We start from the raw sequence: 21,328 nt of genomic DNA on the forward strand, positions 1-21,328 counted from the left end.
GGACCGGACATGACCGAAGTCAAATCAATTTGGCGCTCGTTGGCTATTTTGGGCCGCTTTCCCCTCACCTCTCGATGCCGCTCGCCGGCCTCGGACCAATCTGTGCTGTCACCATGTATCGTATTGTTCGACGCGAGCAGTTCTCGGACGCGACCTTCCTGTGGGACGTCGAGGCACCGGATATCGCGGCTTCTGCCGAGCCCGGCCATTTCGTCATGCTTCGTCTCTACGACGGTGCCGAGCGCATTCCGCTCACCGTCGCCGATTTCGATCGCGACAAGGGGCTGGTGACGGTCGTCGTCCAGGCGCTCGGCAAGACCACGCGCGAGATGCGCGACAAGTTCAAGGAAGGCGAAGCATTCGAAGACTTCGTCGGTCCGCTCGGTCTGCCGCAACACATCGACAAGGTCGACCACGTGGTGTTTGTCGGCGGCGGTCTTGGCGTCGCGCCGATCTTCCCGCAGCTTCGGGCCTTCAAACAATCCGGCGCACGGACCACCGCGATCATGGGCTTCCGCACCAAGGACCTGGTGTTCTGGGAGGACAAGTTCCGCGAATTCGCCGACGAACTGATCATCTGCACCGATGACGGCAGCTACGGCGAGCCCGGCCTCGTCACCGCGGCGCTGGAGCGCGTCATCACCCAGCAGAAGCCCGACAAGGTGGTGGCGATCGGCCCGATGCCGATGATGCACGCCTGCGTGGAGACCACCCGCCCGCACGGCGTCAAGACCATGGTGTCGCTCAACACCATCATGGTCGACGGCACCGGCATGTGCGGTTCATGCCGGGTCACGGTCGGCAATGAAGTTAAGTTCGCCTGCGTCGATGGGCCGGATTTCGATGGCCACAAGGTCGACTTCCACGAGCTGCACGCCCGCCAGAAGCGGTTCAAGACCGAGGAAGACAAGGCGAACGAACACTTCGCCCATGTCTGCAATCTCGAAAAGCAACTGATCGTCGAGGGCAAGCGCAACTACAAGAAGCTGGCGACGCTGCCGCCGCATCAAACCCCGATGCCCGAGCGCAACGCCCACGAGCGCGCCACCAACTTCAAAGAAGTCAATCTCGGCTATTCGGTCGAGGAAGCGCTGCAGGAAGCCGAGCGCTGCATCCAGTGTATCACGCCGACCTGCGTGGCCGGCTGCCCGGTCGGTATCGACATTCCGGTGTTCATCCGCAACATCCTGTTCCGGGACTTCGATGCGGCGCTGGAGACGATCTATCAGTCGAGCATCTTCCCCTCGATCTGCGGCCGCGTCTGCCCGCAAGAGACGCAGTGCGAAGCGCAGTGCATCATCCGCAAGTACAAGAAGCATGAGCCGGTCGCGATCGGTCGTCTCGAGCGCTTCATCGGTGACAACGCACGGGTGCCGAAGAGCAAGCCGATCGATCTGTCCAAGACGATCGGCAAGGTCGCGATCGTCGGCTCCGGCCCGGCGGGCCTTGCCGCCGCAGCCGATCTCACCCGCTACAATGTCGAGACCACCGTGTACGAGGCGCTGCACGTGCTCGGCGGCGTGCTGCAATATGGCATTCCGTCATTCCGGCTGCCGCGCGACATCATCGATCGCGAAATCCAGCGGCTGAAGGATATCGGCGTCAAGTTCGAGACCAACAAGGTCGTCGGCAAGACGTTCACTATCGAACAGTTGATGCGCGACCGCGGCTTCGATGCGGTGTTCGTCGCGGCCGGCGCCGGTGCGCCGACCTTCCTGGGCATTCCCGGCGAGTTCGCCGGTCGGGTCTATTCGGCCAACGAATTCCTCACCCGTATCAATCTGATGGGCGGCGACCGCTTCCCATATCTCGATACGCCTGTCAGCGTCGGCAACAGCGTCATCGTGATCGGCGCCGGCAACACCGCGATGGATTGCCTGCGCGTCGCCCGCCGTGTCGGCGCCGAGACGGTTCGCTGCGTCTATCGCCGGTCGGAAGCCGAGGCGCCGGCCCGCATCGAAGAAATCCGCCACGCCAAGGAGGAAGGCGTCGACTTCTTCTTCCTGCATTCGCCCGTGGAGATTCTCGTCACCGAGAGCGGCGACGTCCGTGCGGTGCGGCTGCAGAAGATGGAGCTCGGCGAGGCAGACGAGCGCGGTCGACGCAAGCCGGTGCCGCTCGACGAGTTCATCGAGCTCGAATGCGACACGGTGATCTACGCGCTCGGCACCAAGCCGAATCCGATCATCGGCCAGGCAACGCCCGGCCTCGCGCTCAACAAGTGGGGCAACATCGCAGCCGACGACGACACACAGTCGACCAACATGCCGGGCGTGTTCGCGGGCGGCGACATCGTCACGGGTGGCGCCACTGTGATCCTGGCGATGAGCGCGGGCCGCCGCGCCGCCAAGTCGATCGCCGCCTGGCTGCGTCTGAACAAGACCAAATGGCCCATCACCGCGCAGGATGCCGACGATTTCGTCGCCGGCAAGCTGGCATCGCCGATCGAGGAGGATGGCGTGGCGCATTGCCCGAAGTGTCACCAGCCGCTGGAAGGCTCCGAAGAGTACATCTGCTGTGCCGGCTCCGAGCTGCAATGGCGCTGCGACGACTGCGCCAAGGTCAGCGAAGGCTTCGCGTTCCCTTATGGGATGTGCCCGCATTGCGGTGGCAAGCTGCAGCCGATCGATCGCGCCGGCGTCAACGACGAGGCCGGGCTTGCGGCGATCCGCACCGCATTCGAGATCGAACTCGGCGGCCGCGCATTCTATGCCCGCGCCGCCAAAGAAACCTCCGATCCGACATTGCAGGAGCTGTTCCTCAGCTTCGCCGCGATGGAAGAGGAGCACATGACCACGCTGGCCAATCGCTATCACGTGGCAATTCCGCAGGCGACCGAGGGCTTCCATCTCGGCACCGCGGCGATCATGGCCGGTGTCAAAGGCCGGATCGGCGATCCGACCACGCTGTTCGAAGCCGCAATCGAATTTGAGCGGCGCGCCGCCTCGTTCTTCAAGACCCGGGTCGGCGAGACGCCGGACGGTTCGGTCGAGCGGCAGCTCTATCGCGAACTTGCCGCCGAAGAGGACGAGCACGTCTCGGTGCTGCAGACCGAATTCGCGCGCTGGAAAGAAGGCAAGCGCGGGTTGCTGACGTAAACAGCGTCCTTGATTTGAAGAGATAGGCTGTATCTAAGCACGGAGTCCTCATCCTGAGGAGCTCGGCGACGCCGGGCGTCTCGAAGGATGAGGAGCCGCATCGCCTGCGGCCCATGGTTCGAGACGGCGCTTCGCGCCTCCTCACCATGAGGCGGTAGTTGTTGTGAGAGCTCTCGAGGACGCTAGCCTCGAGAGAGTAACGGCTGTTACTTGACCAGCCGCACGCCCTTGGTGGTGAAGCGCTGTGGCTTTGGTCCATCGCCGCGCACCGGGCGGCGGGTGCCGGCGGCCTTGCCGGTGCCGGGCGGCTGATGCGCCGGCACCAGCTGATCCGGCCGTGAGCCGATCAGGTCGGCGCGTCCCATCGACTTCAGCGCCTCGCGCAGCACGGGCCAATTGTCCGGATCGTGATAGCGCAGGAACGCCTTGTGCAGCCTGCGCTGCCGCAGGCCCTTGATCGCCTCGACCGGCTCGCTGGCGCCGTGGCGGACGCCGCGCAGCGGGTTGACGCCGCTGTGATACATCGCGGTCGCAGTCGCCATCGGTGACGGCAGGAAGGTCTGCACCTGGTCGGCGCGGTAGCGATTGCGCTTCAGCCACAGCGCGAGGTTCATCATGTCCTCGTCGGTCGTGCCGGGATGCGCCGCGATGAAATACGGGATCAGATAGTACTGCTTGCCGGCCTGCTTGGCGGCGGCCTCGAACATCTGCTTGAAGCGGTGATAGGCGCCGATGCCCGGCTTCATCATCTTGTCGAGCGGCCCGCGCTCGGTGTGCTCCGGTGCGATCTTCAAGTAACCGCCGACGTGATGGCTCACCAGCTCCTTGATGTAGGCTGGGCTCTTTACCGCGAGGTCGTAGCGCACGCCCGACGCCACCATCACCTTCTTGATGCCCTTCACCTCGCGCACCTTGCGGTACAGCCGGATCAGGTCGTCGTGCGAGGTGTTGAGGTTCGGGCAAATATCCGGGAACACGCAGGACGGCTTACGGCATGAGGCCTCGATTGTCGGGTCCTTGCACGCCATCCGGTACATGTTGGCGGTAGGACCGCCGATGTCGGAGATCACGCCGGTGAAGCCGGGCGTCTTGTCGCGGATCTTCTCGATCTCCTGCAGGATCGAGGCTTCCGACCGGCTCTGGATGATGCGGCCTTCGTGCTCGGTGATCGAGCAGAAGGTGCAGCCGCCGAAGCAGCCGCGCATGATCGTCACCGAATTCTTGATCATGTCCCACGCTGGGATCTTGGCATTGCCGTAGGACGGATGCGGCGCGCGGGCGTAGGGGAGGTCGTAGACCGAGTCCATCTCTTCGGTGGTCAGAGGGATCGGGGGCGGATTGAGCCACAGGTCGCGATCACCATGGCGCTGGACCAACGGCCGCGCATTGCCGGGATTGCTTTCCCGATGCAGCACACGCGAGGCGCGGGCATAGGCTTCCTTGTCCTGCTCGACCTGCTCACAGCTAGGCAGCCGGATCACCACGTCGCCGCGCACCTGCCGCGCGCCTTCATCGGCGGCATCGAGGTCGTCGGCGTGCAGGTCCGTGTAGTTGTCTGGCACGCGGCGGAACAGCGCGACGCCGCGGATGTCGTCAAGCTCGCGCGGTGCTTCGCCGGCAGCTAACCGATGCGCGACTTCGACCACCGCGCGCTCGGCGTTGCCGTAGAGCAGCAGATCGGCCTTGGCGTCCGCCAGCACTGAGCGCCGAACCTTGTCGGACCAGTAATCGTAATGTGCGATCCGGCGCAGCGAGGCCTCGATGCCGCCAAGAATGATCGGGACGTCCTTGAACGCCTCGCGGCAGCGTTGCGCATAGACCAGCGTGCAGCGGTCCGGCCGTTTGCCGCCTTCGCCGTTCGGCGTGTAGGCGTCGTCGTGGCGCAGCCTTCGGTCGGCCGTGTAACGGTTGACCATCGAGTCCATGTTGCCGCCGGTGACGCCGAAGAACACGCGCGGCTTGCCAAGCGCTCTGAACGGCTCGGCGGATTGCCAATCCGGCTGTGAGATAATGCCGACGCGGAAACCCTGGGATTCGAGGAGCCGGCCGATGATCGCCATGCCGAAGCTCGGATGGTCGACATAGGCATCACCAGTCACCAGCACGACGTCGCAGGCATCCCAGCCGAGCTTATTCATCTCGGCCCGGCTCATCGGCAGGAAAGGCGCGGGCTTGTGCGGTGCCGCGCTGGAGCGGAACCGGGTCATCAGCGGCGGGGCCGTATCAATGGATGTCTGCATCGCCCAGGCATAAGACCGGGGGGCGGCAAGTTCAACGGCAAGGGCCGTGCCGTCTCGCCGCTGTGATCACTCCGGCAGTGGCGGCAGGTCGCCGGCCGCAAGGTTCCGTGCCTCCTCGCGCGACACCCCGAGGCCGACCAGCACCCATTCCACGGTCTCGGCAGCCGCGTCGACCCACGTGCGGTGGCCGTCGAGACTTGTAAAAATGGCTCCCAGGATCGCGCCCGAGATGAAATTAGCAGCCGAAGCGATCTGCGCGGGACCGAGGCTGTGGCCGCGTTGTGACAGTCCGGTGGCAAGGTCGTCGAGCGGACGTCCGTCCCAGACCACCCGCAGAGTCGTCGAACTCATGCCGAACCGGCAGACGAACCGGCCGAGCCGTGGCTCTTCGTGGGCCTGACGGATCAGCAGTCGCATCCAGGTCGCGAGCCGCCGCACCGGCTCATGACACTCCGCCAGCGCCACGGTCAGCCGGGGATTCAATTCGGTGGCCAGATTGGTAACCACCAGGTCGAACAGGCCGGTGAGGTCGCCCAGGTTATTGTAAACTGTGCCCCGCGCGACACCGGCCGCCTGGGCTAAATCGGTTACGCTGATCTGCGTCAGGCCGCGCTCGGCGAATAACTGCATCGCCGCCAGGTAGATCTGTCGCTGCGCCGGGCTGGACACGATCTTGGACACACTTGATCTGATTTGAACAATTGTGTTCAATACCGCGAACGAGCTTCGCGGGCAATCCGTTTCAAAGCGGAATTGGCCTTTAACAAGCGGAGGGATAGCTGAGGCGGGGGCGCTCACTGTTCAGTCCGTGATTCCGGAGCCGTATGATGACGATCTTCCACCCGACCCGCCGTGGTGTCCGGCTGTTCAGCGCCCTGTGTCTCGGAGCCGGCATTTTGGCCGGCCCGCTTCCCGCTCACGCCGACGACAAGTTCGACAAGCTGATCCAAAAGCTGATGCCGAAGCGGCTGCCCGCGGGCTTTGCCTCGGCCAACGGCCGGCTCGAATCCGAACAGGTCGAGATCGCCACCAAGCTGGCGGGCCGGATCGCCGAAGTCCTGGTGAAAGAGGGCGACGAGGTCGAGAAGGGCCAGCTTCTGGTGAAGATGGACGTCTCCGACATTCAGGCCCAGCTGCTTGCTGCCGAAGCGCAGGAGCGCCGCGCCGTGCAGAGCAAGGCGGTCGCTGAAGCGATGGTGCTGCAGCGGGAAAGCGAACAGAAGCTCGCCGCTCAGCAGCTCGGCCGTGCCGAAGCGCTGTTCGAAAAAGGCTTCTCCACCGCCGAAATTCGCGACCAGCGCCAGGCCGCGCAGAACGTCGCCGATGCGGCGCTGATCGCCGCGAAGGCGAGCCTCAGTGACGCCACGGCTGCGATCGATGCGGCCCGCGCCGAAGTGGCGCGGATCAAGACGGTGCTGGACGACATGCAGCTGAAGGCTCCGCGCCGTGGCCGCATTCAGTACAAGCTGGCGCAGGCCGGTGAAGTGCTTGGTGCCGGCTCCCGCGTGTTGACGCTGGTCGACCTCACCGACGTCTACATGACGGTGTTCGTGCCGGCGAGCGTCGCCGCCGCGCTGGCCTACGGCTCCGACGCCCGGCTGATCCTCGACGCGATCCCGCAATATGTGGTGCCGGCGAAGGTCACCTTCGTGGCGAGCGAGGCGCAGTTCACGCCGAAGGCGGTCGAAACCAAAGACGAGCGCGAAAAGCTGATGTTCCGCGTCAAGCTGACGCTGCCTCCGGACCTGCTGCGCAAATACGAGCGTGAGGTGAAGACCGGCGTGCGAGGGATGGCGTATTTGCGCACGGACAGCGACAAGCAATGGCCGGATAATCTGCAGGTCAAGCTGCCGCAATGACCGGCTTCGCCGCGCGTCTCACGCATGTCACTCACGCCTACGGCGCGATACATGCTCTGGACGACGTCACGCTGGAATTACCCGCCGGCAAGATGGTTGGCCTGATCGGGCCCGACGGCGTCGGCAAATCGACGATGCTGGCGCTGATCGCCGGCGTGCGCCGGATCCAGAGCGGCGACGTGCTGGCGCTGGACGGCGATATGCGCGACGCGCGTCATCGCGCCGCCAGTGCGGCGCGGATCGCCTACATGCCGCAGGGCCTCGGCCGCAATCTGTATCCGACGCTGTCGGTGTTCGAGAACCTGGATTTCTTCGGCCGGCTGTTCGGCCAGGGTACGGCCGAACGCAAGGCGCGTATCGCCGAATTGCTGCGCGCCACCGGCCTGTCGCCGTTCGGCGATCGGCCTGCCGGCAAACTGTCCGGCGGCATGAAGCAGAAACTGTCGCTGTGCTGCGCGCTGATCCACGATCCGGATCTGCTGATCCTCGACGAGCCGACAACGGGCGTCGACCCGCTGTCGCGCCGGCAGTTCTGGGAACTGATTGATCGCATCCGCAAGCGGCGGCCGCAGATGAGCGTGCTGGTCGCCACCGCCTATATGGAAGAGGCCGAGCGGTTCGATTGGCTCGCGGCTCTCAACGACGGCAAGGTGATCGGTGCCGGTGCGCCGGCCGAACTGCGGGCGCAGACTAAGCAGCCGACACTGGATGCAGCCTTCATCGCGCTGCTGCCGGCCGAGATGCGTGCCAACTATGCCGATGTTGTGCTGCCGCCGTTGCCGAACAGCGGAGACGGCTACGCGATCGAAGCCGAGAACCTGACCTGCCGGTTCGGCGACTTCACCGCGGTCGACCACGTCAACTTCCAGATCAAGCGCGGCGAGATCTTCGGATTCCTCGGCTCCAACGGCTGCGGCAAGTCGACCACGATGAAGATGCTGACCGGCCTGCTGACGCCGACCGAGGGCGAGGCGCGGCTGTTCGGTGAAGTGCTCGACGCCTCCGACATGGCGACCCGCAAGCGTGTCGGCTACATGTCGCAGAGCTTCTCGCTGTACTCCGAATTGACGGTGCGGCAGAACCTGCTGCTGCACGCGCAATTGTTCGAACTGCCGAGTGCACAAATTCCCGATCGCGTCGCCGAGATGCTGGCGCGGTTCGATCTCGCCGATGTTGCCGACTCCAGGCCCGACAGCCTGCCACTCGGTCTGCGCCAGCGGCTGCAGCTTGCGGTCGCGGTGATCCATCGCCCTGAGGTGCTGATTCTCGACGAGCCGACTTCAGGCGTCGATCCGGTGGCGCGTGATTCGTTCTGGCGGATGCTGATCGGGCTGTCGCGCCAGGACGGCGTCACCATCTTCATCTCGACCCACTTCATGAACGAGGCCGAGCGCTGCGATCGGATTTCGTTGATGCACGCCGGCAAGGTGCTGGCGGTCGGCGCGCCGCACGAGCTGGTCGAGCGCCGCGGCGCTGCCGATCTCGAGCAGACCTTCATCGCCTATCTGGAAGAGGCGACTGGGGTTCAACATGACGGTGAAGAGGACAGCTTCGCCGCGCCGCGCGAGGCGATCACCAAGCAACACTGGTTCAACCCGGCGCGGCTCTGGGCCTACGCCCGCCGCGAGACGATGGAGATCCTGCGCGACCGGCTGCGGCTCGCTTTTGCGATCCTCGGCCCCTTGGTGCTGATGCTGACCTTCGGGTTCGGTATCTCGTTCGACGTCGAGAACCTCACCTATGCGGTGTACGACCAGGACAACACGCTGGAGAGCCGCGAACTTCTCGAGAGTTTCTCCGGGTCGCGATACTTCCAGCAGGCGCCGGATATCAAGTCCGCGGCAGACATCGATCGGCGGCTCGCCAGCGGTGAATTGAAGCTGGTGATCGAAGTGCCCCACGGTTTCGGACGCGACCTGTTGACCAACAAGTCGCCGGAAGTGGCGGTGTGGATCGACGGTGCGATGCCGTTCCGCGCCGAGACCATTCGGTCCTACGTCACCGGACTGTCGCAGGCCTATCTGGCCGAGCAGTATCGGCGGCATGCGATGGCGTCACCCACCGCGCCGATCAACATCGAGACCCGGTTCCGCTACAATCAGGCGTTCAAGAGCGTGTACTCGATCATTCCCGGCGTGATTACGCTGATCCTGATGCTGATCCCGGCGATGCTGACCGCCGTCGGCGTGGTCCGCGAGAAGGAAGTCGGCTCGATCACAAACTTCCGGTCGACGCCGGTGACCGCGACGGAATTCCTGCTCGGCAAGCAGATCCCCTACGCGCTGCTGTCGTTCTTCAGCTTCGTGTTGTTGCTGCTCGGAGCGATTGTGATCTTCGGCGTTCCGGTGCGAGGCTCGGTCGTCGCACTGGTCGGAGGAGCGCTGCTCTACGTGTTCTCCACCACGGCGCTCGGCGTATTGTTCTCGTCGTTCCTGAGCACGCAGATCGCCGCGATCTTCATCGTCGCGATCATCTCGATCATTCCGGCCGTCAACTTCTCCGGCCTGCTGGTGCCGGTATCGTCGCTATCGCAGACCGGGCGGTGGTTCGGTGAGGCGTTCCCTGCGGCTTGGTTTCAGGAGGTCAGTATCGGCGCCTTCACCAAAGGCATGAGCTTCTGGATGCTGGCGCCGAACCTGCTGATCCTGTTCGGTTTTGGCTTGGTTTATTTGATTGGTGCGATCCTTGCGCTGCGCAAGCAGGAGGCGTGACGATGGGCTCGATGCTACGGCATATCTATCGTCTCACCGGCAAGGAGCTGCGCAGCCTGTGGGCCGATCCCATCCTGCTCGGCTTCATCGTCTACGTCTTCAGCGTGGCGATCTACACGATTGCCACAGGCGCCAAGCTGGAAGTCGAGGCCGCGCGAGTTGCGGTGGTCGACGAGGATCACTCCGAACTGTCGCGCCGGATCGCCGCCGCGATGCTTCCGCCGCTGTTCCGCGCCGCCGAACCCATTGCTCCGTCCGAGATCGATTCTGCGATGGACACTGGTCGCTACGTGTTCGTCGTCGAAATCCCGCCGAAATTCGAATCCGACGCGCTTTCCGGCAAGAACCCGACCGTGCAGATCGATGTCGACGCCACCGCGATGGCGATCGCCGGCAATGGTGCGGTCGATATCCAGAACATCGTGCTGAATGAAACCGCAGCTTACCTGCGCAAGGATTCCGGCTCATCCCACGCGCCGGTCAATCTGGTGATGCACGCCAAGTTCAATCCGAACCTGAACTCGGCATGGTTCACCTCGGTGATGCAGGTGATCAACAACATCGCGACGCTGTCGATCATTCTGACAGGCGCCGCGCTGATCCGCGAACGCGAGCGCGGCACCATCGAGCATCTCCTGGTGATGCCGGTGAGGCCGCTCGACATCATGCTGTCGAAGATCATCGCCAACGGCGCGGTGATTATCATCGCTGCGCTGCTGTCGCTGCAGTTCATGGTGAAAGGCGTGTTGAGTGTGCCGATCATCGGCTCGGTGCCGCTGTTCACCTTCGGCATGGTTCTGTTTATGTTTTCGGTGACGGCGCTCGGTCTGCTGCTGGCGACTTACGCGCGCACGATGCCGCAGTTCGGCCTGCTGGCGATCCCGGTGATCGTCATTCTTTATCTTCTGTCCGGCGCCAGTACGCCGATCGAGACGATGCCGCCTTGGCTGCAATTCGTCATGCAGTTCACGCCGAACACGCAGTTCGTCTCGTTCTCGCAGGCTGTTCTGTACCGTGGTGCCGGGCTCGATCTGGTCTGGCGACAGCTTCTGGCGTTGCTCGTCATCGGCGTTGTCACGCTCGCGATCTGCCGCATCCGCTTCGCCAAGACCATCTCGTCCCAGGACTGACGTCGCCTCAGGCGGACCAGCAGTCCTGCTCTTCGCGATACGCCTGCTCGTTGAGGCGGTCGGCGATATCGTCGGCGAGCTTCTTGCTCTTGGCTTCAGCAATCGGCTGACCGTCGCTGGTCTTCAGCGCGGTCTGGTCGGTTTCGATCGGGAAATCCTGCGGCTCGAGTTCCTTGCGTTCGCTCATGGCGGTTTCCTCCCGTCTTTCAACGCGCCACACCCGAAATCGGTTGCTTCCGGGGGTGAGCAGTTTTGTCCACATAATGGACGCGATCGCATTCAATTCGCAATAAATTGGACAATTAAGAAATTCTTCCCGATACTTGGAATATGACTGACGCCACGCGCATCCGCCCAACATTCATGCCCAGCCCCTCCGCCGAACCCATCCTCGCCGACAGCGCGAGTGATGGGGCGTTTGCGACGACGCTCGCGAAGGGACTTGTGGTGCTTGAGGCGTTCGAGGGCGGTGGGCTGCTCGGCAATATGGAAATCTCGGTCCGGACCGGGATTCCGCGGCCGACGGTGGCCCGGCTGACGCACACGCTCGCCGAGCTCGGTTACCTGAACTATGACGCGCGCATTGCCAAATACGCGGTGGGCGCCCGCGCGCTGCGGATGCTGCATCCGCTGCTCGCTGGTATGCCGTTCCGCCAGCTGGCGCGGCCGCTGATGCAGGATCTCGCCTACAGCGTGCGTGGCACCGTTTCGATCGGCCTGCTCGACGGGCCGTCGATGGTTTACGTCGAAACCGCGCGATCGGGCGATGTCGGGCCGCATACGCCCGACATCGGGATGCCGATACCTGTGGTGCGAACCGCAATGGGCCGGGCGGCTGCGTCGATCCTGCCGGAGGCCGAAGCCGCAAGGCTCGAACAGCAACTCGAAGCCGCCGATGGCGCGATGTGGGCGAGCTATCGCGATCTCTTCCACGACGGGCTGCGGCAATGCTCCGACCGGCAATTCTGTACTTGTTTCGGTGAATACCTGCCCGCGATCCATGCCATCGCGGCGCCGCTGTTCCGGCTGCGCGATCGCGCGTTTGCGATCAATTGCGGCATCCCGGCGTTTCGACTGCAGCCGGGCCAGCTCGAAAACGAAATCGGACCGCGCGTGCGTGCGCTGGCGGAGAGCATCCGCGCGCTGGTCGTGCATCCGGAGCCTGCTGCGCCGCGCGAGCGGCCGGCCAAAACTAATACGAGGTGAGACGACGATCGCCTGCCGCTGCCTGGGCAGCGGCAGGTGCATGGTCGGACATCGCCCTGCAGGGAGAGATACCCGAACGTCGCGCTGTGCGGGAGTTGCGGCCGCGTTCATGCTTGGACTGACGTCGTGCCAGGGCGTCGAACCACAGGGAGGGACGCCATGCCGATCACCCGCCGCCTGCTACTTGCCGGCACCGCCGCGGCCTTCGCGGCCCCTTCATGGCCGGTGTTTGCTGCACCCGACTGGCCCGCCCGCATCGTCAAGACGATCTCGCCTTATGGCGCCGGCGGCGCCAACGACATCTCGCTGCGGATCATCAACGATTTCCTCGAGCGCGAGCTGCACCAGCAATTCATCGTCGAAAATAAGCCGGGCGCCGGCACCCGCTTGGCCAACGAGATGGTCGCGCACAGCCAGCCTGATGGCTACACCTTCCTGTACGCCGCGGCGCCTTACGCCACGGCGGAGGCGCTGTTCGGCAAGCTCAACTATCAGCGCAGCGAATTGCGGCCGGTGGCGATGGCGGCGTTCGCGCCGATCTTTTTGATCGTCAACGCCAAGTCCGATTTCAAGACGCTGCCGGACCTGGTCGCCTACGGCAAATCGAAGCCGGAGGGGCTGACGTTCGGCTCTCCAGGGCCCGGCTCGCAGCCGCATCTTGCGGCCGAGCTGCTGTTCAAGACCGCCGGCGTCAAAGGCCTCAACGTGCCGCTGCGCGGCGATGCCGCGGCCTATACCGAACTCCATGCGGGACGCGTCGACGCCACCTTCACGGCCATCAGCTCGGCACTGCCGCACATCCAGGCCGGGAATTTCCGTGTGCTTGGCGCCGGCTCGGCCCAGCGCAGCGCGATCTATCCGGACGCGCCGACGCTGGTCGAGCTGGGCTTTCCGCAGATCGTCGCCGCCGGTTGGTACGGCTTCATGGCGCCGGCTGCAACGCCTGCGCCCATCATCGACCGGATGCAGGACGCGGTGCTGCGAGCACTCGGCGATACCGAGGTGAAGAAGAAGCTGATCGCTCAGGGCCTCGAAGCGCACGGACTGAATGGCTCGGAGTTCGCGGCCTTTATCGATGCCGAGACCGCGAAGTGGAGCCGCGTGATCGAGGAGGCCGGACTGCGAGAGAACTGACCGGACCGGCGCAATAACGCCGGCCGTCGCTGCGTCGTTGACGAGTGAAACGAGCTTTCCAGAGGCTCAACGTATAGAGTCTCGATTGCTTCGTCGCTCGCTCCTCGCAAAGACGGTGGACGTGCGGGAGGCAAGCTACCACATCGACGCCTTGGCGCGTTCGGGCCAGGCGCGGTCGTATGCTTCGCCACCGACGCGGCCTTCGGTCATCGAAGCGAGGATTTCGCCGGGCGTCGGCAGCGATTCCTGTGCGACCTGCTTGCTCGGGTCCCACAGTCCGGAGCGGATCAGCGCGCGGCCGCATTGGAAGTAGATTTCCTCGACCGTCATCACGATCACGGTGCGCGGCGCCTTGCCTTCCACGTCGAACGACATCCGCAATGCCTCGTCGGCGGTGACGTAGCCGCGGCCGTTGATGCGCAGGGCGTTGATCGAGCCGGGGATCAGCAGCATCAGCGCGATGCGCGGATCGCGCACGACGTTGCGCAGTGAATCGATCCGGTTGTTGCCGCGGCGGTCGGGGATCAGCAGCGTGGTGTCGTCATGCACACGAATGAAGCCGGGGACGTCGCCGCGGGGCGAGCAATCGAGTCCTTCGGGTCCAACGGTGGCGAGCGCAGCGAACGGCGACTTCTCGATCAGCGTGCGATAGGGCGGCGTGATCCAGTGCGCCACCTTTTCGGTGGAGGCGTCGTTCGGCACGCCATAGATCGCCTCCAGCGCCTCGACCGTGTCGAGCGCAGGGAAGGCGGTGCGGCGGTCGTCAGGGCTGCGGGCGTCCATGGCGGATGATCTCCAACAAGTCTTGAGCGTGGGCGATCGGATCGCCGACATTGCTGATGGTGACGTCGGGATGCGCCGCAACGCTGCGCCCGACGCGATCGGTGATGCTGCCGTCGCTGGCGCGGGCCCGCGTCGCGATCCGCGCGGCCAGCACCTCGGCCGGCGCCGTGATCAGCACGACGACGACCTTGGCGTAAGCGGTTCGCGCAGGGTCGATCACCATCCGGGATACGTTGGCCACCACGGTCCGTCCGGCGCGGATGTCGTCATCGAGACTGCGCGGCAGACCGTAGGCATGGCCGTGGGCGCGCCAAGACAGCGCGAAATCGCCGGCGGCTTCGAGGCGGCTGAAGTCCTCCGGCGTGACCTGCAGATTGTCTTCGGCCGCAGAGGCTTCGCGGGTGACGGTGCGGCGCGCAAAAACGATCGTTGCATCATCGGCACCGAGCGTGCGGGCGGCATTGATCAGCGTGTCCTTGCCGGCGCCGGAGGGGCCGACCACCAGCACCAGCCGCCCCGGGCCGATCAGTTTCGTCGTCTGCTCCGCCACCGCGATATCGGTCATGCCACGCGCTGTCCTTCGCGCCAGACGCTGCGCACCGCCGGCACATCATGAGCGACGTGGACGCGGATCAGGTCGGCGCGCTTGCCCGTGGAGATTTCGCCGCGGTCGTTGAGGCCGACCGCTTCGGCCGGCGCCTTGGTGACGGTGCGGATCGCGGCGGCAAGGTCGATCGCCGGCGCGCGCATCGGCAATTGCAACGCCGCGATCAACAGGCTCGACGGGATGTAGTCCGACGACAGGATGTCGAGCAGTCCCTCGTGTGCCAGATCGATCGCCGCGATGTTGCCGGAGTGCGAGCCGCCGCGCACCACGTTGGGCGCGCCCATCAGGATGTCGATGCCGGCCTGGTGCAGTTCGCGCGCCGCTTCCAGCGTGGTCGGGAATTCGGCGACCGCGACCCGGTCGCGGATCGCGTCGGCGACGTTCTCCGGCGTGGTGTCGTCGTGGCTCGCCAGCGGAATCTCGTAGCGATGCGCCAGCTCGACGATCGCCCGCATATTGGCGTCGGCGTAGTTTTCTTTGCAGTACACCCGGCGTGCGAACATCACGTCGAGCTCGGCGTCGGTCATGCCGGCGCCCTTGCCGCGGTAGTAATCGCGCAGCTTTTCCTCGTCGCGGAACTGGCGTTGGCCCGGCGTATGATCCATCAGCGACATCAGCCGGATGTCGGGGCGGTCGATCAGCTCCTTGGCCTCCGCCACCACGTTCGGCATCGGGATTTCACAGCGCAGATGGAGGAAGTGATCGGCGCGCAGCAGCTGCGCGTCACGCGCCGTCGAGATCGCGCCGGCCAGCACGATCGCCTGGCCATCGACCTCCTCGGCACCTTCCTCGCGCCACACCCGGAGCGAGTCGAGTACCGTGGTGATGCCGCAGGTGGCGAGCTGGCCGTCATAGGACACCACGGCGGCGACCGGATTCCACTGCACCTTGGGCCGCGGCGTGTAGTGCGCCTCGAGATGATCGGTGTGCAGCTCGACGAGGCCGGGCATCACCAGATCGCCTTGCATGTCCTTGGCGCCCTTGGGCGCGTCGCCTTCGCCGATTTCCGCGATCACGCCATCGGCGATCACGACCCAGCCGTGCTCGATCACCCGGTCGGCCAGCACCAGCCGGGCATTGCCCAGCACCATCTCCTGCGAATTGGTCATGGTCTCGTTCATTCCATTGGTCATGCGGCGGCGGCAAACGAGGTCACGTCGACGATGCGGTCCGCGATGATCTCACGGATCTCGTCGTCGTGCACGATGGCGATGATCGCGGCGCCCTGCGCCTTGGTCTCGGCGATCAGCTCGACCACCACGGCGCGATTCTTGGCGTCGAGCGATGCTGTCGGCTCGTCGAGCAGCAGGATCGGTGTGTGCGAAATGAAGCCGCGGGCGATGTTGACGCGCTGTTGTTCGCCGCCCGAGAACGTCGCCGGCGGCAGCGTCCACAGCCTCTCCGGAATGTTGAGCCGGCGCAGCAGCACGCCGGCCTGTTCGCGCGCCGCCTCGCGAGCCGTGCCCTGCACGATCAGCGGCTCGGCGACGACGTCGAGCGCCGCGACGCGGGGGACGGCGCGTAGAAATTGGCTGACATAGCCGATGCTGCCGCGCCGAGCGGCAAGGATCTGGCGCGGCTGCGCGGTGGCGATGTCGAGCGTACCGCCCTCATGGGCGATACGGATCGCGCCGGAGTCACAGCGATAATTGCCGAAGATCATTTTCAGGATCGACGATTTGCCCGCGCCGGAGGGGCCGGACAGCACGACGCATTCGCCGGGCTGAACCTGGAAGCTGACGCCGCGCACCACCGGCAGCGTGACGCCGCCCTGCAGATGCATGACGAAACTCTTCTGGGCGTTATCGACGACGAGAGCGGGAGCTTGGGTCATGGTCATCACGCCGGCAGGATCGAGGAGACGAGCAGTTGCGTATAGGGTTCGCGCGGATCGTCGAGCACCTGGTCGGTCAGCCCGGTCTCGATGACGCGGCCGGATTTCATCACCAGGATGCGGTGCGATAGCAGCCGCGCGACCGCGAGATCGTGGGTGACGACGATCGCGGCGAGCCCAAGTTCGGCCACCAGGCTGCGGACCAAATCAAGCAGCCGCGCCTGCACCGAGACGTCCAGTCCCCCGGTCGGCTCGTCCATGAAGATGAGGCGCGGATCGGTGACGAGGTTACGGGCGATCTGCAGCCGCTGCCGCATGCCGCCCGAATAGGTGCGCGGCGCGTCGTCGATGCGGCCGGTGTCGATCTCGACCCGCTCCAGCCAGTCGTTGGCGACGCTGCGGATCTTGCCGTAGTGATTCCAGCCGACCGCCATCAGCCGCTCACCGACATTGGCGCCGGCGGAGACCGCCATGCGCAGGCCCTGTGCGGGATCCTGATGCACGAAGCCCCAATCGGTGCGCAGCAGCAGCCGGCGTTCGGCTTCGCCGAGTTCGGCAAGATCGCGCAGGATGCCGTCACGCATCCGGTAGGACACGCGACCGGCGCTCGGCGTCATCTGCCCCGACAGCATCTGCAGCAGGGTCGATTTGCCGGACCCGGATTCGCCGACGATCGCCAGCACTTCGCCGGGGAAGAGCTCGAACGACACGGCGCGACAGGCATCGATCCGGCCGTAGCGTTTCGACAGGCCGTCGGCGATCAGCAGCGGCTGATCGGCCGCGGTGAAGGCGCCCGGTGCGGCGGACGAGATGCGATCAAGCATGGACGCTCTCCATCGGTGCGGTTTCGCTGCCGGTGTGGCCCTGGGCGCGGCGGCCTTCGCAATAATCGGTGTCGGAGCAGACGAACATCCGGCTGCCGGCGTTATCGGTGACGATCTCGTCGAGATAGGAATCGTCGGCGCCGCACAGCGCGCAGCAGCCGTCCTGGCGATAGCGCGTGAACGGATGGTCCTCGAAATCCAGCGACACCACCTGGGTGTAGGGCGGGATTGCGTAGATCCGCTTCTCGCGGCCGGCGCCGAACAGTTGCAGCGCTGGACAATTGTCCATCTTCGGATTGTCGAACTTCGGCGTCGGCGACGGGTCCATCACGTAGCGGCCGGCGACCTTCACCGGGTAGGCATAGGCGGTGGCGATGTGACCGAACTTGGCGATGTCCTCGTAAAGCTTGACGTGCATCAGACCGTATTCGGCGAGCGCATGCATGCGCCGCGTCTCGGTCTCGCGCGGCTCCAGAAAGCGCAGCGGCTCCGGGATCGGCACTTGATACACCAGCACCTGGCCTTCATGCAGCGGCGTCTCGGGAATCCGGTGCCGGGTCTGGATCACGCTCGCGTCCGGCGTTGCCGTCGTGGTTGCGACGCCGGCCGTCTTGGCGAAGAATTTCCGGATCGAGATCGCGTTGGTGGTGTCGTCGCTGCCCTGGTCGATCACCTTCAGCGTATCGTCCGGGCCGAGGATCGACGCCGTCACCTGAACGCCGCCGGTGCCCCAGCCATAAGGCATCGGCATCTCGCGGCTGGCGAACGGCACCTGATAGCCGGGGATTGCGATCGCTTTCAGGATCGCGCGGCGGATCATCCGCTTGGTCTGCTCATCGAGATAAGCGAAGTTGTAAGTCGCCTCGGTCATTCCGCAGCCTCGCGCAGCTCGGGTTGTTCCTGGTTGAATTCGGCGCGCAGCTTGCGCAGCAGGCCGAGCTCGGACTGGAAATCGACGTAGTGCGGCAGCTTCAAATGCTCGACGAATCCGGTCGCCTGGACGTTGTCCGAATGCGACAGCACGAACTCCTCGTCCTGAGCCGGCGCCTTGACGTCCTCGCCGAGTTCGCCGGCGCGCAGCGCGCGATCGACCAGGGCCATCGACATCGCCTTGCGCTCGCTCTGGCCGAAGGCGAGGCCGTAGCCTCGGGTGAAGCGCGGCGCTTCGGTCGCCGAGCCTTTGAACTGATTGACCATCTGGCACTCGGTCAGCGCCACGCTGCCGAGCGGCACCGCGAAGCCGGCGTCTTCGGCCTCGAAGAACACCTCGACTTCACCGAACCGGATTTCGCCGGCGAACGGATGGTTACGGCCGTAGCCGCGCTGGGTGGAATAGCCGAGTGCCAGCAGAAAGCCCTCGTCGGCGCGGGCGAGGTTCTGCAGCCGCAGGTCGCGCCCGGCCGGAAAGTTCAGCGGCTCCCGGGTGAGGTCACCGACCGCGCTGTCGTCATCCGCAATCGGCGACTCTTCAATTAGCCCGTCCTGGCGCAGGATGTCGGTCACCCGCGGCGTCGACGCATCACTGGCTTCCGCCGTCGCCGGCTCGGCCGGATCTCCGCCTTCGGCGAGCTGCGGATCGAGCAGCCGGTGGGTGTAGTCGAAGGTCGGGCCGAGGATCTGGCCGCCCGGAATGTCCTTGAAGGTCGAAGAAATACGCCGCCGGACCGCCATTGCGCCGGTGTCGACCGGCTCGGACGAGCCGAACCGCGGCAGCGTGGCGCGGAATGCTCGCACCAGGAAGATCGCTTCGATCAGATCGCCGCGCGCCTGCTTGATCGCCAGTGCCGCCAGCTCGCGGTCGTAGAGCGAGCCTTCGCTCATCACCCGATCGACGCCGAGCGCGAGCTGTTCGGAAATCTGATCGAGCGTCAGCTCCGGCACGTTACGTTTCCCGCGGCGGGCGTCGGCGAGCAGCCGGTGGGCATTGTCGATGGCGCGTTCGCCGCCTTTGACTGCGACATACATCGGTCAGCTCCCTTGGCTGAGGCGCGTGGTGCGCGGGATCGCCACCACCTGATCGCCGCTCACCAGCACCACGTCGAGGCCGCGCGGAAACAGCGCTGCGTTGATACTCAGGCGATCGAACAGGTCGGCGGGCTGCAGCGATGCTTGCAGCAGCGTCTCGCCATCGATGCCGGGACCGTGCAGCCGGAAGCCGTCGCCGGAGCCGAGCGCCTGCGCTTGAATAATGAGGGTCGTCGACCGGTCCGGATATTCTGGCGTGCCGAGCGCGAACCGCTCGAGCGGCAGCAACGCTGAGCCGTCGCCGATCAGCGCGAATGCCGCGGAAGAGGGATCGCCGGTCAGCGGCGCGCCGGTGTGAAACTTCAGCCACTGCGCCACGGTGCCGTCCGCCGCGATCGTCTCGTCGAGCCAGATCGGCGTGTCGTGATCGAACAGCGTCAGCGCCAGTGCGGCGCTGCCGTGCATCAGCGGCGCCGGTGTGCCGGCTTCGACGCTGATGCGTTGGATGCGGCCGGGCCGCGCCATCGCTTCCATCACGGCGCGGAAGGTCGATTGCGCGCCGAGCACCTTGTCGGCAAAGCCGGCGGCAAGTTCGGTGGTGGTCATGGTCAGCCCTCGCCTCGCACCAGCGTGTAGAAATCGACCTTGGTGGCAGCCGTCTGGGCGGCCTTTTCGGCACGAGCGGCTTCGACCTCGGTTCGTAGCGGCGCGATCACCTCGGCCTCGACCGCAGCCGAATAGTTCGCCGATTGCAGCAGCGCGTCGCACAGCGCGATCAGCTTCGCCTTGGTACGATCTCGTCCCAACGTGTAGCCGAACCCGACCTCGCCACTGGCGAGCCGCACCGCAGCGCGCGACACCGTCGCCTCGCCGACATTGAAGGCCGCGCCATCGCCGCCGATCCGGCCGCGCAGCATCACCAGTCCCTGTTCCGGCTCGCGCAGCAGCGTGAACGCCGGCGGCGCCAGGGCTCCGACGCGCGCGTCGATCGCTGCGGTATCCGACGCAGCCAACACCGCCATCGCGACGCGGCGGCGCGCGATCGCGGCTTGTTCGGGGAGGTTCGTGGTTTCGGCGTGCATCGCCATTGCCCAATTCAAGTTGTCTATGTTAATAGACAACTTGATAGAGGCACAATGTGAAAACTCGATGACGACGAATTCCGTGGCGATGATCACGAAAGCGTTCCTGTCATGACCGCCGAGGCCCTCTCTTCAGGCGTCGCGCTGTGGCGTCAGGTCGCCGACGGCATCGAGATGGCGATCGCCGACGGCCGCTATCTGCCCGGTGGCAAGCTGCCGGGGGAGACCGAGATCGCCGAGAACTACGGGGTCAACCGCCACACCGTGCGGCGGGCGCTTGCGGCGCTGGCAGAGCGTGGATTGGTGCGCGCCGAGCGGGGCAGCGGCACCTTCGTCCGCAGCCGGCGGATCGCCTATCCGCTGCGCACCCGGACGCGGTTTTCCGAGATCATCAATGCGGGCGGCCGCGAGCCGCGCGGTCAATTGATCTCCGCGGAGCGAGAGGCCGCGACCGGCGCGCTCGCCGGCCAGCTCGATCTCGACATCGGCGCGCCACTGTTCCGGATCGAGGCGCTGCGATCGGCGGATGGCGTGCCGATCAGCCGCGGCACGACCTGGCTGTCGGCGGTGCGCTTTCCCGATGCGCCCAAGGTGTTCGCGGCGAAACGCTCGATGACCAAGGTGCTGGCGCATTACGGCATCAGCGACTATCGCCGGCTGTCGACCCGGATCACCGCCTCGGTGGTCGATGCCGCCGATGCGGCGCGGCTCGATCTGGCGGCCGGGCGGCCGGTGCTGGTGGTGGAGAGCATCGACGTCGCTGCCGACGGCACCCCGCTGCTGACCTCCCGCGCCCGCTTCGCCGCCGAGCGGGTCGAGTTCGTGATCGAGCCGGATTAGGGCCCGCCTTGCGCT

19 protein-coding genes are annotated in these 21,328 nt (G+C 65.3%); 7 read left to right on the forward strand and 12 right to left on the reverse strand.

Annotation, left to right across the window (positions count from 1 at the left end):
* Positions 1-113 precede the first annotated feature (113 nt).
* Positions 114-3,098 carry an NADPH-dependent glutamate synthase gene (gltA, locus tag RPPS3_RS03525; protein ID WP_107342868.1) on the forward strand — a complete coding sequence of 995 codons (2,985 nt, stop codon included), beginning with the start codon at positions 114-116 and terminating at the stop codon, positions 3,096-3,098.
* Between the two features lie 206 nt (positions 3,099-3,304).
* Here gltA and RPPS3_RS03530 read toward each other — a convergent pair whose 3' ends face one another.
* Entirely contained in the window at positions 3,305-5,338 is a 2,034-nt protein-coding gene (locus RPPS3_RS03530; protein ID WP_107342869.1) for a YgiQ family radical SAM protein, read from the reverse strand.
* 66 nt (positions 5,339-5,404) lie between these two features.
* Positions 5,405-6,019 (reverse strand): TetR/AcrR family transcriptional regulator, encoded by a 615-nt coding sequence (locus tag RPPS3_RS03535; RefSeq protein ID WP_234820084.1) that lies wholly within the window; start codon positions 6,017-6,019, stop codon positions 5,405-5,407.
* 146 nt (positions 6,020-6,165) lie between these two features.
* Here RPPS3_RS03535 and RPPS3_RS03540 point away from each other — a divergent pair, with 146 nt between their 5' ends.
* From RPPS3_RS03540 to RPPS3_RS03550, 3 genes are read left to right on the forward strand one after another with little or no spacing between them, the layout of a single operon-like run.
* Positions 6,166-7,197 (forward strand): HlyD family secretion protein, encoded by a 1,032-nt coding sequence (locus tag RPPS3_RS03540; RefSeq protein ID WP_107346413.1) that lies wholly within the window; start codon positions 6,166-6,168, stop codon positions 7,195-7,197.
* Positions 7,194-9,908 carry a ribosome-associated ATPase/putative transporter RbbA gene (rbbA, locus tag RPPS3_RS03545; protein WP_107342870.1) on the forward strand — a complete coding sequence of 905 codons (2,715 nt, stop codon included), beginning with the start codon at positions 7,194-7,196 and terminating at the stop codon, positions 9,906-9,908. Before RPPS3_RS03540 ends, rbbA begins: the two co-directional genes overlap by 4 nt.
* A 2-nt stretch (positions 9,909-9,910) precedes the next feature.
* Positions 9,911-11,038: an ABC transporter permease gene (locus RPPS3_RS03550; RefSeq protein ID WP_107342871.1), complete on the forward strand. Its 1,128-nt coding sequence runs from the start codon at positions 9,911-9,913 to the stop codon at positions 11,036-11,038.
* 7 nt (positions 11,039-11,045) lie between these two features.
* Here the strand turns inward: RPPS3_RS03550 and RPPS3_RS03555 are convergent, their stop codons facing one another.
* On the reverse strand, positions 11,046-11,225 hold the full coding sequence (locus tag RPPS3_RS03555) for a hypothetical protein (protein WP_107342872.1): 180 nt from the start codon (positions 11,223-11,225) through the stop codon (positions 11,046-11,048).
* Positions 11,226-11,368: 143 nt separating this feature from the next.
* Between RPPS3_RS03555 and RPPS3_RS03560 the strand changes: the two genes are divergently transcribed.
* Both RPPS3_RS03560 and RPPS3_RS03565 read left to right on the forward strand, forming a co-directional pair.
* A complete protein-coding gene (locus tag RPPS3_RS03560; protein ID WP_107342873.1) occupies positions 11,369-12,244 on the forward strand; it encodes an IclR family transcriptional regulator in 876 nt (291 codons plus the stop codon).
* 159 nt (positions 12,245-12,403) lie between these two features.
* Positions 12,404-13,378, forward strand: a complete 975-nt coding sequence (locus tag RPPS3_RS03565; RefSeq protein ID WP_107342874.1) for a Bug family tripartite tricarboxylate transporter substrate binding protein — start codon at positions 12,404-12,406, stop codon at positions 13,376-13,378.
* Positions 13,379-13,513: 135 nt separating this feature from the next.
* Here the strand turns inward: RPPS3_RS03565 and RPPS3_RS03570 are convergent, their stop codons facing one another.
* The 9 genes from RPPS3_RS03570 to phnG are packed head-to-tail and all read right to left on the reverse strand — an operon-like array spanning position 13,514 to position 20,473.
* On the reverse strand, positions 13,514-14,161 hold the full coding sequence (locus tag RPPS3_RS03570) for a pyridoxamine 5'-phosphate oxidase family protein (protein ID WP_107342875.1): 648 nt from the start codon (positions 14,159-14,161) through the stop codon (positions 13,514-13,516).
* On the reverse strand, positions 14,142-14,726 hold the full coding sequence (phnN, locus tag RPPS3_RS03575) for a phosphonate metabolism protein/1,5-bisphosphokinase (PRPP-forming) PhnN (protein ID WP_107342876.1): 585 nt from the start codon (positions 14,724-14,726) through the stop codon (positions 14,142-14,144). The genes RPPS3_RS03570 and phnN overlap by 20 nt, the downstream gene beginning before the upstream one ends.
* A complete protein-coding gene (locus RPPS3_RS03580) occupies positions 14,723-15,877 on the reverse strand; it encodes an alpha-D-ribose 1-methylphosphonate 5-triphosphate diphosphatase (RefSeq protein WP_107346414.1) in 1,155 nt (384 codons plus the stop codon). The genes phnN and RPPS3_RS03580 overlap by 4 nt, the downstream gene beginning before the upstream one ends.
* Before the next feature lie 20 nt (positions 15,878-15,897).
* Positions 15,898-16,608, reverse strand: a complete 711-nt coding sequence (gene phnL / locus RPPS3_RS03585; RefSeq protein WP_107342877.1) for a phosphonate C-P lyase system protein PhnL — start codon at positions 16,606-16,608, stop codon at positions 15,898-15,900.
* Positions 16,608-17,426 (reverse strand): phosphonate C-P lyase system protein PhnK, encoded by an 819-nt coding sequence (gene phnK, locus RPPS3_RS03590; protein ID WP_107342878.1) that lies wholly within the window; start codon positions 17,424-17,426, stop codon positions 16,608-16,610. Before phnK ends, phnL begins: the two co-directional genes overlap by 1 nt.
* Positions 17,419-18,297 (reverse strand): alpha-D-ribose 1-methylphosphonate 5-phosphate C-P-lyase PhnJ, encoded by an 879-nt coding sequence (locus RPPS3_RS03595; protein WP_107342879.1) that lies wholly within the window; start codon positions 18,295-18,297, stop codon positions 17,419-17,421. Before RPPS3_RS03595 ends, phnK begins: the two co-directional genes overlap by 8 nt.
* Entirely contained in the window at positions 18,294-19,391 is a 1,098-nt protein-coding gene (locus RPPS3_RS03600) for a carbon-phosphorus lyase complex subunit PhnI (RefSeq protein WP_107342880.1), read from the reverse strand. The genes RPPS3_RS03595 and RPPS3_RS03600 overlap by 4 nt, the downstream gene beginning before the upstream one ends.
* A 3-nt stretch (positions 19,392-19,394) precedes the next feature.
* Complete coding sequence (gene phnH, locus RPPS3_RS03605; protein WP_107342881.1) at positions 19,395-19,997, reverse strand: phosphonate C-P lyase system protein PhnH; 603 nt, start codon at positions 19,995-19,997, stop codon at positions 19,395-19,397.
* 2 nt (positions 19,998-19,999) lie between these two features.
* Positions 20,000-20,473 carry a phosphonate C-P lyase system protein PhnG gene (gene phnG / locus RPPS3_RS03610; RefSeq protein WP_107346415.1) on the reverse strand — a complete coding sequence of 158 codons (474 nt, stop codon included), beginning with the start codon at positions 20,471-20,473 and terminating at the stop codon, positions 20,000-20,002.
* 111 nt (positions 20,474-20,584) lie between these two features.
* Between phnG and phnF the strand changes: the two genes are divergently transcribed.
* A complete protein-coding gene (phnF, locus tag RPPS3_RS03615) occupies positions 20,585-21,313 on the forward strand; it encodes a phosphonate metabolism transcriptional regulator PhnF (protein WP_107342882.1) in 729 nt (242 codons plus the stop codon).
* The last annotated feature ends 15 nt before the right edge of the window (positions 21,314-21,328 follow it).

It is taken from the genome of Rhodopseudomonas palustris, assembly GCF_003031265.1.
GTDB classification, from domain to species: Bacteria; Pseudomonadota; Alphaproteobacteria; order Rhizobiales; family Xanthobacteraceae; genus Rhodopseudomonas; species Rhodopseudomonas palustris_H.

Bases quoted from the DNA above. Each gene is read 5' to 3' on its own strand.
- gltA (WP_107342868.1), top strand. From the start codon at position 114: ATGTATCGTATTGTTCGACGCGAGCAGTTCTCGGACGCGACCTTCCTG.
- RPPS3_RS03530 (WP_107342869.1), bottom strand. From the start codon at position 5,338: ATGCAGACATCCATTGATACGGCCCCGCCGCTGATGACCCGGTTCCGC.
- RPPS3_RS03540 (WP_107346413.1), top strand. From the start codon at position 6,166: ATGACGATCTTCCACCCGACCCGCCGTGGTGTCCGGCTGTTCAGCGCC.
- rbbA (WP_107342870.1), top strand. From the start codon at position 7,194: ATGACCGGCTTCGCCGCGCGTCTCACGCATGTCACTCACGCCTACGGC.
- RPPS3_RS03550 (WP_107342871.1), top strand. From the start codon at position 9,911: ATGGGCTCGATGCTACGGCATATCTATCGTCTCACCGGCAAGGAGCTG.
- RPPS3_RS03555 (WP_107342872.1), bottom strand. From the start codon at position 11,225: ATGAGCGAACGCAAGGAACTCGAGCCGCAGGATTTCCCGATCGAAACC.
- RPPS3_RS03560 (WP_107342873.1), top strand. From the start codon at position 11,369: ATGACTGACGCCACGCGCATCCGCCCAACATTCATGCCCAGCCCCTCC.
- RPPS3_RS03565 (WP_107342874.1), top strand. From the start codon at position 12,404: ATGCCGATCACCCGCCGCCTGCTACTTGCCGGCACCGCCGCGGCCTTC.
- RPPS3_RS03570 (WP_107342875.1), bottom strand. From the start codon at position 14,161: ATGGACGCCCGCAGCCCTGACGACCGCCGCACCGCCTTCCCTGCGCTC.
- phnN (WP_107342876.1), bottom strand. From the start codon at position 14,726: ATGACCGATATCGCGGTGGCGGAGCAGACGACGAAACTGATCGGCCCG.
- RPPS3_RS03580 (WP_107346414.1), bottom strand. From the start codon at position 15,877: ATGACCAATTCGCAGGAGATGGTGCTGGGCAATGCCCGGCTGGTGCTG.
- phnL (WP_107342877.1), bottom strand. From the start codon at position 16,608: ATGACCATGACCCAAGCTCCCGCTCTCGTCGTCGATAACGCCCAGAAG.
- phnK (WP_107342878.1), bottom strand. From the start codon at position 17,426: ATGCTTGATCGCATCTCGTCCGCCGCACCGGGCGCCTTCACCGCGGCC.
- RPPS3_RS03595 (WP_107342879.1), bottom strand. From the start codon at position 18,297: ATGACCGAGGCGACTTACAACTTCGCTTATCTCGATGAGCAGACCAAG.
- RPPS3_RS03600 (WP_107342880.1), bottom strand. From the start codon at position 19,391: ATGTATGTCGCAGTCAAAGGCGGCGAACGCGCCATCGACAATGCCCAC.
- phnH (WP_107342881.1), bottom strand. From the start codon at position 19,997: ATGACCACCACCGAACTTGCCGCCGGCTTTGCCGACAAGGTGCTCGGC.
- phnG (WP_107346415.1), bottom strand. From the start codon at position 20,473: ATGCACGCCGAAACCACGAACCTCCCCGAACAAGCCGCGATCGCGCGC.
- phnF (WP_107342882.1), top strand. From the start codon at position 20,585: ATGACCGCCGAGGCCCTCTCTTCAGGCGTCGCGCTGTGGCGTCAGGTC.